This is a genomic window from Streptococcus mitis SK575 (assembly GCF_000257865.1).
GTDB classification, from domain to species: domain Bacteria; phylum Bacillota; class Bacilli; order Lactobacillales; family Streptococcaceae; genus Streptococcus; species Streptococcus mitis_CQ.
This window is the reverse complement of record NZ_AICU01000007.1, coordinates 12,219-25,356: the sequence shown is the minus strand read 5'-3', so window position 1 is coordinate 25,356 and position 13,138 is coordinate 12,219. Positions and strand designations below refer to the sequence as shown.

Annotated in this window: 12 protein-coding genes; 2 read left to right on the top strand and 10 right to left on the bottom strand. The window is 39.2% G+C overall.

All coding sequences use genetic code 11. The annotated features are described in order from the left end of the window. Positions 1-14 precede the first annotated feature (14 nt). Both HMPREF1048_RS03135 and HMPREF1048_RS03130 read right to left on the bottom strand, forming a co-directional pair. Positions 15-920, bottom strand: a complete 906-nt coding sequence (locus HMPREF1048_RS03135; RefSeq protein ID WP_000242266.1) for a magnesium transporter CorA family protein — start codon at positions 918-920, stop codon at positions 15-17. 51 nt (positions 921-971) lie between these two features. Further along, the gene (locus HMPREF1048_RS03130; protein ID WP_001154854.1) at positions 972-1,538 is read right to left on the bottom strand and encodes a mechanosensitive ion channel family protein; all 567 of its coding nucleotides are present in this window, start codon (positions 1,536-1,538) and stop codon (positions 972-974) included. A 151-nt stretch (positions 1,539-1,689) separates the two neighbouring features. Between HMPREF1048_RS03130 and sstT the strand changes: the two genes are divergently transcribed. Further along, complete coding sequence (gene sstT / locus HMPREF1048_RS03125) at positions 1,690-2,895, top strand: serine/threonine transporter SstT (protein WP_000713441.1); 1,206 nt, start codon at positions 1,690-1,692, stop codon at positions 2,893-2,895. Between the two features lie 66 nt (positions 2,896-2,961). Then, complete coding sequence (locus tag HMPREF1048_RS03120; protein WP_000028158.1) at positions 2,962-3,915, top strand: aromatic acid exporter family protein; 954 nt, start codon at positions 2,962-2,964, stop codon at positions 3,913-3,915. Positions 3,916-3,965: 50 nt separating this feature from the next. Here HMPREF1048_RS03120 and asp5 read toward each other — a convergent pair whose 3' ends face one another. From asp5 to asp1, 8 genes are read right to left on the bottom strand one after another with little or no spacing between them, the layout of a single operon-like run. Then, positions 3,966-4,190: an accessory Sec system protein Asp5 gene (gene asp5 / locus HMPREF1048_RS03115; protein ID WP_000569970.1), complete on the bottom strand. Its 225-nt coding sequence runs from the start codon at positions 4,188-4,190 to the stop codon at positions 3,966-3,968. Between the two features lie 4 nt (positions 4,191-4,194). Then, the gene (asp4, locus tag HMPREF1048_RS03110; protein ID WP_001287962.1) at positions 4,195-4,374 is read right to left on the bottom strand and encodes an accessory Sec system protein Asp4; all 180 of its coding nucleotides are present in this window, start codon (positions 4,372-4,374) and stop codon (positions 4,195-4,197) included. Position 4,375: 1 nt separating this feature from the next. Further along, a complete protein-coding gene (gtfB, locus tag HMPREF1048_RS03105; protein WP_000571757.1) occupies positions 4,376-5,713 on the bottom strand; it encodes an accessory Sec system glycosylation chaperone GtfB in 1,338 nt (445 codons plus the stop codon). Then, complete coding sequence (gene gtfA, locus HMPREF1048_RS03100) at positions 5,706-7,217, bottom strand: accessory Sec system glycosyltransferase GtfA (protein WP_000158475.1); 1,512 nt, start codon at positions 7,215-7,217, stop codon at positions 5,706-5,708. The genes gtfB and gtfA overlap by 8 nt, the downstream gene beginning before the upstream one ends. A 13-nt stretch (positions 7,218-7,230) precedes the next feature. After that, entirely contained in the window at positions 7,231-9,603 is a 2,373-nt protein-coding gene (gene secA2, locus HMPREF1048_RS03095; RefSeq protein ID WP_000472361.1) for an accessory Sec system translocase SecA2, read from the bottom strand. Next, positions 9,596-10,036 (bottom strand): accessory Sec system protein Asp3, encoded by a 441-nt coding sequence (gene asp3, locus HMPREF1048_RS03090; protein ID WP_000584518.1) that lies wholly within the window; start codon positions 10,034-10,036, stop codon positions 9,596-9,598. The genes secA2 and asp3 overlap by 8 nt, the downstream gene beginning before the upstream one ends. After that, positions 10,033-11,568, bottom strand: coding sequence for an accessory Sec system protein Asp2 (gene asp2 / locus HMPREF1048_RS03085; RefSeq protein ID WP_000031244.1), 1,536 nt, complete (start codon positions 11,566-11,568; stop codon positions 10,033-10,035). The genes asp3 and asp2 overlap by 4 nt, the downstream gene beginning before the upstream one ends. Beyond that, positions 11,552-13,132 carry an accessory Sec system protein Asp1 gene (gene asp1 / locus HMPREF1048_RS03080; protein ID WP_000291146.1) on the bottom strand — a complete coding sequence of 527 codons (1,581 nt, stop codon included), beginning with the start codon at positions 13,130-13,132 and terminating at the stop codon, positions 11,552-11,554. Before asp1 ends, asp2 begins: the two co-directional genes overlap by 17 nt. Between the last annotated feature and the right edge of the window lie 6 nt (positions 13,133-13,138).

Genomic DNA, 13,138 nt, shown 5'->3' with positions numbered 1-13,138 from the left:
GGCTCCTTTTCTTTTTAATTTCTAGTAATTTTCTTCATCCATTGAGATAAGGCTGCCCATAAAATCAAGCTAGCCATTAAGATATAAATCCAAGCATTTGGCTCTTCTGTAAATGGTAGAGGAACATTCATTCCGAAGAAACCTGTAATAACCGCAAGTACTGCTAGTAAGACGGAGATAATAGTCAAAATTGACAAACTATCATTCAAGTTATTGTTTAGGATGTTGTTGTAAGAAGCTGAGAGTTGTTGCAAGACTTGAGAAATCAAGTCTGTCATAGACACCAACTGATGGGCTTCAATCATGGCATCATCAAACTGCTCTCGTTCGACATCATTAAATCTCCGATAAAGAGCATGGCCCTGGATATGTTCCAAGAGGAGTCGATTTTGTTTTGCTGCTGCTGTCAAGTAAACCATACCTGTCTCCAAGTCAGAGAGGGCGAAGAGATTTTTCTTTGTTGTAGTTTGACGTAGCAAGGCACTAATTTCGTCCTTACTTTTATCCATCTCTTCAATGACAGGATAATAAGCGTTACTGATAATCTCTAAACCAGCAAAGAGAAACTTGTAAATAGAAAGCGACTCATGGCTATCCAGATAAGCTGACATCTGATCAATGACATAAGCATTCTTATGGTTGCTGATGGTAATCATTCGTTGTCTTTCGACGATAAAGGTCATCGGAATCGCTTCATAATATTCTTTGTCTTTTTCTAAATCAAGAACATTATAAATAAAGGTTACCGTCTCCGTTTCACGGTTATAATCCATATGAGCTCGTTCATTTCTATCCAGAGCATACTCAATGGTTTCCTTGTCCAATCCATAGATGTCAGAAAGATCTTCCATATTTTTAATCTTATCCACATCAAGGTCTATCCAGGTACAACCATTGCCCAACTGCTTTTCTAAAACCATCTTTTCTCCTTTATTAAACTCTTTCTATTGTACCATAAATCTGCTAAAATTTCAGGCCTGGTCTGTACGAGAGAAATTGCTGACAACGGTGATATTCCGATTGGGAACGAAGTGCAGAACCTGATCTTCTCCTCTGAGTTGTGTTGTTCGAATACCAACGCTGACGACCTTTCCCGAGACAGTAATAGGCCCATTTGTCAGAACAACCTCATCCCCCACATCCAGTTGACGTTCGAAGAGGATGAAAAAGCCATTGATAACATCAGACAGAAAACCTTGGGCTCCCATCCCAATAGCCACCCCAGCGATTCCAGCACCTGCCAGCAAACTAGAAACTGGCAAACCTAAAATCGACAAAATGCAGTAGAGTAAAAAGAAATAAAGGGTATAATTAAACACATTTTCTAACAGACGTGAGATGGTTTTCTGACGCCCGACATCATGACGAGACATTTTTAGAGATGGTTTAACAATTCTCTGCACCATGGTATGGAGCAATTTCTTAGCTATATAAAAGAGTAAAAATAAGAATAAAAGAGAAAGTAACTTGGTTAAGATATTCTCGATAATCGCTGTAACATCAAGCTTATTGAGATAGGTTTGAATAAATTCTTGCATAGAAAACTCCTTTCATTTATTATACCATACTTTCATAAAGTGTCATTCTCCATAAATATTCAAAAATAATTTCAAAAATAGACAGAAAATTCTTGATTTTAGTTCATATTTATACTATAATCATAAACATTACACAACAAAGGAGATTGTTATGAAAAAATTTATTCATGCTTGGAATAAGGCAAGCCTAATCAAACGGATTTTGATTGGCATGCTTATTGGAGGAACCCTAGGACTGACACTTCCTAACGTTTCAGGAATTGGCCTGCTAGGAGATCTCTTTGTTGGTGGCCTCAAAGCCATCGCACCGATTCTGGTCTTTGCCCTCGTTGCCAATGCCCTTTCCCAACATCAAAAGGGGCAAGATAGCAATATGAAAACCGTTATCTTCCTTTACTTGGTGGGAACCTTTGCGGCTGCCCTTATCGCTGTACTAGCAAGTTTCATCGTACCTGTTGAAATTACCTTAAATAGTGCCAATACCGATATTGCTCCACCAGATGGGATTGGACAGGTCCTCAGCAACCTCTTGCTCAAACTAGTTGACAATCCAGTCAATGCCCTCATTACTGCCAACTACATCGGTATCCTATCTTGGGCAGTTATTTTCGGGATTGCCATGAGAGAAGCCAGCAAAAACAGTAAAGAATTGCTGAAAACTATGGCTGATGTGACTTCTAAGATTGTTGAATGGATCATCAACCTAGCTCCATTTGGTATCCTTGGACTTGTCTTCAAAACTATTTCTGATAAGGGAATCGGAAGCCTAGCTAACTATGGAATCTTGCTTGCCCTTTTGGTGACAACTATGTTCTTTGTGGCTCTGGTAGTCAATCCATTGATTGCCTTCCTCTTTATGAAGAGAAACCCTTATCCCCTCGTTTGGAAATGTTTGCGTGTCAGCGGTGTGACAGCCTTCTTCACTCGTAGTTCTGCGGCCAACATCCCTGTCAACATGAAACTTTGCCATGACCTTGGACTGGATCCAGATACCTATTCTGTCTCTATCCCCCTTGGTTCTACTATCAACATGGCCGGAGCAGCGATTACCATTAATATTTTGACCCTTGCTGCAGTTAACACTCTTGGAATCCCTGTTGACTTTGCGACAGCCTTTGTCCTCAGTGTAGTAGCAGCTATTTCAGCCTGTGGTGCTTCTGGTATCGCTGGTGGTTCCCTCCTTCTTATCCCAGTTGCTTGTAGTCTTTTCGGTATTTCTAACGATATTGCCATGCAAGTTGTCGGAGTTGGTTTTGTGATTGGTGTCATCCAAGATTCATGTGAAACAGCCCTCAACTCTTCTACAGATGTCCTCTTTACCGCCGTTGCCGAATACGCAGCAGCCCGTAAAAAATAACTCATAAAGGCAAGCCTCTCGGGTCTTGTCTTTTACGCTTTTATTCTAACTTATTAGGAAATTCTTATGTCTATTAGCCAACGTACGGCCAAGCTCATCTTAGCTACCTGTCTTGCCTGCCTTCTTGCTTATTTTCTCAATCTCTCCTCAGCTGTCTCGGCTGGAATCATCGCCCTCTTAAGCCTATCTGATACACGTAGAAGTACTTTAAAACTGGCCCGCAATCGGCTCTTTTCCATGCTTCTGGCTCTGGTTATCGGGGTTTTGGCTTTTCACTTGAGCGGATTTCATATCTGGAGCCTTGGCCTCTATCTTGCCCTATACGTTCCTCTGGCCTACAAGATGGGCTGGGAAATTGGCATCACACCAAGCACGGTTTTGGTTAGCCATCTCTTGATTCAAGAGTCAACCTCTCCAGATCTTCTAGTCAATGAACTTCTTCTCTTTACAATCGGTACAGGATTTGCTTTACTGGTCAATCTCTACATGCCTTCACGAGAAGAGGAAATTCATCACTACCACACATTGGTAGAAGAAAAGTTAAAAGATATCCTCCAACGCTTCAAATATTATTTATCCAGAGGGGATGGACGCAACCGAGCACAACTGGTTGAAGAATTAGACACCCTTTTGGAAGAAGCCCTCAGACTGGTCTATTTGGATCACTCAGACCACCTCTTTCACCAGACTGATTACCATATTCACTACTTTGAGATGAGACAGCGACAAAGTCGCATCCTGCGAAACATGGCCCAGCAAATCAATACCTGTCACCTAGCTGCCAGTGAAAGCCTGATCTTAGCGCAGCTCTTTTCAAAAATCGCTGGTCAACTGAGCCAGACCAATCCTGCTTCTGATTTACTAGATGAAATTGAACGCTATCTGGAAGTCTTCCGTAATCGCAGTCTGCCCAAGACAAGAGAAGAATTTGAAACCCGTGCCACACTTCTTCAACTCCTACGTGAAGCCAAAACCTTCATCCAAGTAAAAGTTGACTTTTACCAAAAATATGGACAGTAAAAAAGAAAACTTCAGACCAATCACAAAAGGTGAATATCTGAAGTTTTCTTTTATTTGTAAGTTATCACCATAAAGGTTAATAGTAAAACGAATAAGGCCAAACTCACCAATAAAGTGAGCACCTTTACCAAGGTGTTGCTCTGCCAGTAACTTGGTTTACCAATATTACTAGTGGCATCCATGGAAAATAGTTGATTTTGACGGGGTTGTATGGTCACCAATACAATCAAAGCAAGAGATAGGATAATAGCTAAAACAATTAGTATTTCAATCATAGACTTACCTCAAAATTCCCAGCAAAGTAAAGAGCAAACCAATCAGAATCATCAAACCCAGTAAAAGTGAAAAAGTCTTACTAATCTTTTCCCCTCGGGTTTCTTTTTCTTTCTTGATAGGTTTTTGTTTCAACTCTTCCATGCGACCTTCAACGTCTTTATAAAATAAATCTTCCTCTGACATGTTAGCCTCCTAAAACAGTTTGCATGGTTTCCTGATATCGCACCAAGTCAACATAATTTGCATGTTGGCCTTGTTTGCCGAGTGCCTGATTCATTTGTTCAACATCTGAAAGAGCCAATTTAATGGTCTCAACCAAAGCAGAAACTTCACTACTTTCAAATAGATGTTCTGGAGCGATATAAAGTCTATTGTGCACCGTCTGATGAAATCCAAGAATCAACACATTATGCTCAAAGGCCTGACGCACCGCCTGCAACAACTCATTGCTGTGGTTTATATCCAAGTAAATATCCGACAGTTGATACAGCTCCTGAATCTTCTGCGGACTAGCATTCTGGTAAAGGACCACATTAGGATAACGAAGCATGTCTAAGAGCTTAGAAGACATCTCTGTCACCGCTGCGATACGGAAAGTGACGTCAGGCAAGGCTTCTACGATTGCTTCTACCTGCTCAATCTGATCTGAATTAGTCAAGATTAAGGCATCTCGTCTTAGGAAATTATCGCGTTTAAACTGGTAATGGTAACCCAAGTGCACAAACTGATCATGGTATTTCTCGTCAGTCAACTCTAAAGCACGTTCATAAGTCGCCTTATTGGGAATGATGATTTTCTTAGTACGCACATCAGCTCTTTCCAAAATCAACTGCATATTGCCTGGAATAGCATCATAGAGAGGTTCCTGCCAAACCAGGATATCTGAGCCAGATTTATCTGGATGATGGAAAGAAACCAAGAAAGGAGTCGCTAGAGTATTAAAGATAAGCTGACTTGTATCTATTTCCAAATCTTGCAAAAAGAAGGTGATAAATTCAACCTTATTTGCAAAGTAACGCATGGATTGACCAGGCAAAGTCAATAAGATATCACCCGTCACTTGATTTTCAAGTAAAACTTGTTGATCATTGACATCTTTGTAAACCGTCATAATCGGCTCGCTATCTACGCTATAGGTCGTTGTAGCAAAACAAGCTCCGAAGCGATTGTAGTGGTCAATCTGACGTACTCGACCTTCCAAGTCTTTCCAATCTACCTGTTTAACCAAGCGGGCCTGCAAACCATCAGCATAATGAATGACGGCTCTCTCCTGTGTCATATCTTCAATACGAGCAGACTGATTATCTCCTGAGATTTCCCAAAAAGCTGGAACAGGAACTTGGTTAAAATAAAGAGGTTTTCCCTTTTCATATCCTAGATAATAAGTAAAAGGAGAGACCAGACCATCAGGCAGAAAACCATCTGAATCGATGACTACTCCAAGATGAGAAAGACCAGTAGCCACGAGACTTTCATGTAAATCTCGACTTTCCTGACTATAACGATCATAAAGTTCAATCATGGAGCACCTCCTCTACTGTTTTCTTCCACTTTTCTAAAATTTCTTCGGTTAAGAAGCCTTCTGCAATTTGGTAAGAATGGGCACGCATAGCTTCCAAACGATTTTCTTGATACAATTGACAAATCTTAGTTGAAAAAGCTTGCTTGATTTGATCTTCTACATGGTCAGATGAACTTGGAATTAAATAACCATTTTTCCCATCTTCTATAAAGGTCTGATTACCATAAGGCACATCAAAACCAATTAGAGGTAGACCTGAACCAATAGCTTCCATCAAGGTCAAACCAAATCCTTCACTGGTAGAAGCCGTCAAATAGACCTCATACTGGCTATAAATCTGCGAAAGTTCCGCATGCCCCTTGAGTTGGATATAGTCCTCCGCCTGATGAGTTGTAATAATGTCTCTAAGCAGAGAATCTTCTCCACCGCTACCATAAATATCAAAGGTCAATTCAGGTATTTCCTTACGAGCCTCAATGACCGCCTTGACCAACCAGTCAATGTGTTTTTCTTTGGCAAGACGCGAAGCCGTAATCAATGAAAATGGCTTACGTCCCTGACTTGACTCAGTTAATGCATCAATACTTCCTACAGGAATAGTAACAATCTTTGGACGATGCTGGGTGTATTTGGCAAATTGCTCTTGCAGAACTTCTCTCTGTCTGTCAGTTGATACGATAAAGAAATCGACCTTATCCGCATTGGTAAACTGATAGTCATAGTAGTTGTTCCAAAGGATATAGTCCTCGTTTGTAGCATTTTCACTATAATGCTCCGCATGAACAACTACCGCTAAATGCGCTGCTTGTGCTTCCTCAAAAACAACCTGTCCAATGCCTGTCTCCCTATCGAGAATGACCAAATCAGACTTGTTCAAATTCAAGGATTTCATAAAGGCACGCATAAAGGCTTGCTTCCCATAGAAAATCTTATCCTTGAAACGATAAACTTCTTCCTTCCCTTGATTCATCAAGATATCATAGGCTGGAGTTCCGTCCTCATTATAAAAAGTTCGTTGATATAGGACTGCAACATTGTCCTTGGGAGCAAAGTATTCGCTACAATAACGAGTGTAAGAAAAATAATCCTTTCGAATCAATTTTCCTTTAAAGACATACTCGGCATGTTGAACCAAGTCCTTGTCCTCATCAACCAAATAACAGGTTACAAACTTATCTTGGTCAGAAAAGAAGACACGCAAGACCTTACCATTCTTTTCTCTACGACTTTCCACACCGCCGAAAATAGCCAGGACATCATCCACTGTCACGCTAGTAGGTGCAATCTTAATATCTGTAAAATGGTTATAAAGCCAGATAACTTGATCATCATCAAAACCAATATTGGCTGTTAAGTGCTGAATATTATCGGCTAAAATCATATCTGTAAAGATAAACTTAGAGGACAGATTTAATTTCCGAAAAACACCAGCACGATAAGCTTGGGCGTATTCAACACCGCTACTAGCCCAGCCAAGTCCTAAATTTATATTGTAAATTGTCATATTTTCCTCTTTTTTATGGGAAATGGGTCATAATCTCACCCTTAGGAGTGACTTCAACCAAGCCCATCAGGAGATTACGCACCATATCCGCACGAATTTGTTCTTTCATGGTTTCAAAGCCTGCATAGGCTTCTTGATAGTACTCTACGATTGGATTTTTCTGACTAGCAGACTGACCACCGATAGCCATAGATAACTGTTGTAGATAGTCTACCTGCTCTACCCAGTTGTCATCAATAGCCTTGAGCATAGAAAGTCGTAAAAACTGTTCATATAAGCCATGTTGGTCAAGCAATTCTTTCTTTTCAGAAAGTTCTTTATCAATCACCTGCTTTATAAAGCTACGAACTGCAGTTTTGTCAGTCACATTTACATATTCTGGAACTTCTTTAATATGAAAACTAATATTGGTCACAAGAAAATGGAAGAGTAACTCTCGGCTTTCATATTCTGAAGAAGTCACTTGATCTATGTAACTAGCAATGATTTCCTCTACAACATCCTCTAAGTCACGAGAACCATCTATTAGACGATTACGCTCCTTGTAAATCATATCCCGTTGAATATTCATACTTTCAGCATATTCTAGAGTCTGACGACGTGCCGAACGTCCAGCACTATCACTAGCATGCTGAGCCTTTTCGACTAGTTTTCTGTATTTACGACCTTTCAATACTTCTGGTTGAGTCATATCTTGAACCTGATAGTCTTTGTACTTTTTATGAACCCAAGATGGACCAAATTTCTTGATAACATCGTCCTCCAAGGATACAAAAAACTTACTCATCCCAGGATCTCCCTGACGACCAGAACGTCCACGAATTTGCAGGTCAATCCGTTGGCTTTCCATCCGCTCCGTTCCAATAACAATCAAACCCCCGAGCTCTGCGACTCCTTTACCAAGCTTGATATCCGTACCACGTCCTGCCATAGAGGTGGCCACTGTCACAGCCCCCATCTGACCTGACTCGGAGATAATCTGAGCCTCACGCGCCGCATTATTAGCATTTAAGACATTGTGAGCTATGCCTTCTCGAAGCAAGAGTGACGAATAAAGCTGAGACATTTCAACTGAGCCTACAAAAACAAGTAGGGGATTTCCCTTAGCATGGTATTCCTTGATGTACTCCAAAGAAGCATACACTTTTTCAGGTAAAGTAACATATAGATTATCTGGATAGTCAATCCGTTGTCTAGGACGGTTGGTTGGAATCCGCACTACCGACATATTATAAGTTTCCAGAAGCTCTTTTTCTGCAACCTTACCTGTTCCTGTCATACCAGATATCTTATTAAACATCTTAAAAAGGCTCTGATAGGTGATAGAAGCCATGGCCCGTGTTTCTGGAGATAATTTGACATGTTCCTTTGCCTCAATAGCCTGATGGAGACCTCCCTGTAGTTTGGTCATTTCCATTAGACGCCCCGTCCCCTTATCTACTAGTACCATCTCATTCCCACGAATAACATAGTCCTTGTCTTTTGTATAGAGCTTGTGGGCTCGGATCGCATAAACTAAATGACGAGCAAAGGTTGCATTCTCCTCATTATAAAAATGGTCAATCCCTAAAAAACTTTCAGCTGCTTTAGCACCTTTAGTGGTCAACCAAACTTCATCTTTCTCCTCTTTAAAAATGTAATCCTCACCTTCAACCAAGGTCGTTACAAGCGTATCAACAATACCATAGTGATTGGACTGAACACGAGGTGCCCCAGCAATAATAAGTGGGGTCTGGGCACTATCTAATAAGATATCATCAACCTCATCAATAATAACGTAATTAAAAGGTCGTAAAAATTTCCCTTCATCATTTGAGGCAAGATTATCATTTAAATAATCAAAACCTAAGTTACTATTAGTTGTATAAATAATATCTGATGCATAAATGATTTTTTTCTCTTTTGGGGTAAATTCTTTTTGAGGGTCATCTGTAAAAGGCACACCAATTGTCAATCCTAAGAAACGATACACTTGCCCCATTTCTTCAGCATCACGTTTAGCTAGATAGTCATTGGTAGTGATCAGCATAGTGCCTTTTCCTGTAAGGGCATTGAGATAGACAGGCATAGTGGCTGTCAAGGTTTTTCCCTCACCAGTATTCATCTCAGCAACATTTCCCTGATGGATAACAATTCCTCCCATGACTTGAACATCATAAGGGAACATTCCCAGTACGCGCTTATCCGCTTCACGAACAACAGCAAAAGCTTCCACTAGAAGATCATCTACCGTCTCTCCTTTAGCAAGACGTTGGCGAAACTCCACCGTTTTTGCCGCTAGTTCTTGGTCTGATAGAGACTCCATCTTTCCTTTAAGAGAATTAATCTTTTTTAAAATCTTTTTAACTTTTCTAAGTTGAAAATCTTGATAAAAACCTTTAAACACGATTCATCTCCTTAATAGAAAAAGAATAGAAATCTAAGGACTCAAAGCCAGCACTTAGAAGGGAAACTTGATAAGTATAGGTATCATCAGGATAGGTAAAATCAAAGACTTTCATTTTTTCAATTTTCTCTTCGATCACATCCCCATATCTATCAAAAAAGACAATCTTTATATAGACTCCATTTGTAGGATGACATTCAAAATCCATACATAATTGATAATCCTGTTTTCTTTTAAGTAAGGGAAGACTGGGTTGAGTTCTAGACGCTTGGTAGTTCACACTGGAAAACCATGTTTTTAAGATTTCTCCTGATTTTACTAAAGGATTATAAATACTTATATGGTAATCTGAATGATAGGTAAGACTAGTTCCATACATGAATGTCGCTCCTACTGTTCCCCACTGAATACCTTGTCTTTGTTTAATAATCATTGACTACCTCTTCCAAAATCTGATTCCAAAATCATACGATAAAAATGTAGAAACCAAACCACATTGGTATTTGTATCATCATTATGTCGCCCATCCGTACCTTTAGACAAAATCTTAGCCCCTGTATGGCAAAGATGTTCTACTAACTGATCGTAGGCTTTGCTGTCCATATCTTCATCCTTCATATAGGACAAGCCAAAAATTGTCCGGGTGAAATCAGCCTTTTTAAATGTATTCCAAAAACGCTGATCCAAATCATCCATATGCTGATAACTAACTCCACCAGTCTGATGCTTCAAAACATCAAAACTGGTATTAAATACCCCTGGAGCCTCTAAACGCCCTCGTCTTGCAATAGTTCCAATATTAGCTAGTGGCTTCCCGACAATAACTGCACGCGGTTCAAAAGCGGCTCCATAATAAAGTGACGGAAAAGTTCCCATGGAAAGGCCAGATAAAATCAAATCTTTAGATGTCAAACCAAGATAATCCAAATAATATTGAATGGTTTCCTTAATCTTATTCTCTAATTCTTGGCTACCAAGGTAAAAGGCTCCTCCCTCGAGACGAGGATCTGAGAATAGAAGAAAAGGACATCCTAAATTTTTCATCATCCAATACCCCTCAAATCCCTCGGCAGGACGAAAACCCGAAAAATAAACAGCCAAGGGAGGTTTAAAATCTCCTGGATGGAAGAAATAATTAATCTCATCACGTTTACCATCATGTATGATATTTCCCCCTAAAACAAACTTCCCAAACTGTTTTCGACTCCAGCGCTGATGAAGATTTCCCAATTGAAGTTTGCCTTCGCCACTCCCTTCAATCGATATATATATCAAATAATTAGCCTCTTTACTATCCATAATAATAGCTTTTTCTAAATCAGCTTCTAGATATATTTTCTCTTCAAAAAATTCATCTACTGAACCATCCCATATCTTGCGAACCACTATCCGAAATTCACAATTTCCTTGTTTTTCGTACTCTAACCATAGTTCTATGGGTAAGTTTTTATAGACCATAAAATTATAAGGCCAGTAAGCTAGTTGTTGGAAATCCTCTCCAAAATGCCCTTCCAAAGTCACGTGTTCAAATCCTTGATAAGAAATAGCTCCTTCAAAGGAGGGATGAATTTGGATACCAGATGGAAATAGTTTATCACCGTAACCTCCACCAAAGAGAGAAGTGGACAAATCATTGACTAATTGCTGAGGATCTGAGAAGTCTACAGCCTGAGCACACCGCTTTGTTAAGCAATCAAGAATGCCCAAATCTGACGTTTGAAAATCTTGACTATAAAGTAGAGTATAGGGTTCGATATGGTGCACAAAAGGCAATAAATCTCTTATATATTGACCATCTTCTATCAAGATTGCATGAAAATTTGTGATGCTATCCATCTTCATCATTTTACGGAGGGCTAGCGGTGAGTTGGGGCAGAGATAGTACCAATCCATATTTTCCGGAATATCGTAATGATGAGCCCAATTATCAATCCCTATCTGTAGGATTTTATAGTCCTTTGACATCTGTAACCTCCTCAATCCAATGATGCAGTTTATCTAAGAAACGTTGACCAGTATGTTCCTTGATTTTATCAATAGAATAAACCAAGGCCTGGTTCCATTCTTTTAGCCTATCTGTATAGTAATGCGCTGCCTTGGAAAATTCTATCACATCTGAAATCAAATAACCATTTTTCAAATGTTCCACATAGACGGTTTCAACCCGATTAATCTGAGGAATCCCTGCACTAATACCAGCTATCTGTGTATAGAGGTGGGGTTGTTGATTCAAATCCACAATCAAGCGAACAAACTCTAATGTCTTAATCAGATCCAATTCATCATTCATATTGACAAATTGAAAACGTAGTTCTTGCTCTTGATTCTCTTCTAAAGGGTTTTCTGCACCACCATAGTCTATTCCTTTTTCTAAACTATCAGTATGGATTTGTTCCTGAATGATTTCATTGACAAGTGATTCTACCTCTTCCATTTGTTCCTGACTAGCAGAGAATGCTCCAAAAATGACTTCTGTATTTTTTGTTTCAGCAATAAATAACAAAACTTGAATCAATGATTCCCTATCAATTTCTTCGTTGAAATCAAGTTGATAGTAAATAATAGACTCTTTTCTTGTTTGACTTCGCCCCAGACGTAAACGTGTATCAAAAGGAGAAAGATGATAAAATTTATTAGAAAGTTCAGGATATAGTTCCTGCAAAAGTTGTAAACTATCCTCTCTATCCACTAAGACTAAACTAGCTCGATCAATCGATACTGATAACTCTCTAAAGGTGTTCTGTGAATTACGATTGATAAAAAGACTCAAAATTTTAGGATTAGCACTTGGAATATGATCAAAGATAAACTGATCATGATAAGAATGTGACGGAATGATAAAAATATCCTGCTTTTTCTGATTTTTTTTCAAAGACTTATCAAAATATTCTGCGATTAGTTGACTCATATCAGTGTAGTGAAGCTGTTTAAAACGGTAACCAAATATTGGATTTACCTCTACTCGTCCTCCCTCGTTTATATGTTCTCTAAATCTCCAAATTCCTTTAGGATCCAGATAGTCTTGATAAGTAGCTTGTCCATCTTCAAAATAGATTACACTAGATACAAATCCTCTGTCGTCCATGATATAGCGCTTGCTCATCTGACCATTTGGATCAAAATACCGAATGTCACTAATAAACCCCTCTACACCATGCTCTATCTGAGCATATTTCTTACCTTTTTTTTGCACGATAATAGCAAAGGGACTATAAAGAAATTGGCAATCACTATCCCACTCTATATCTCTAATGTGAAGAACCTGAGTATGCAGTCCATAGAAATCTTGCATATCATCAAAAACAGAGTAGACATCTGTCTCTAAAACACCATGCCTATGTAAAAAATAACGCAAATGCGGTTGATAAGATAACACTAATAAGCGAGATGATATACCTTGCCTTTGAAAGAGACGGATTTGATTAAAGGTATCATCAAATTCGAAGCGAAATTGTGAATAGTACCAAGGAATTATATCCGCATGCCACTGACGTTCTGAACCATACCAAGCTGGAATAAAATAATACATGACACC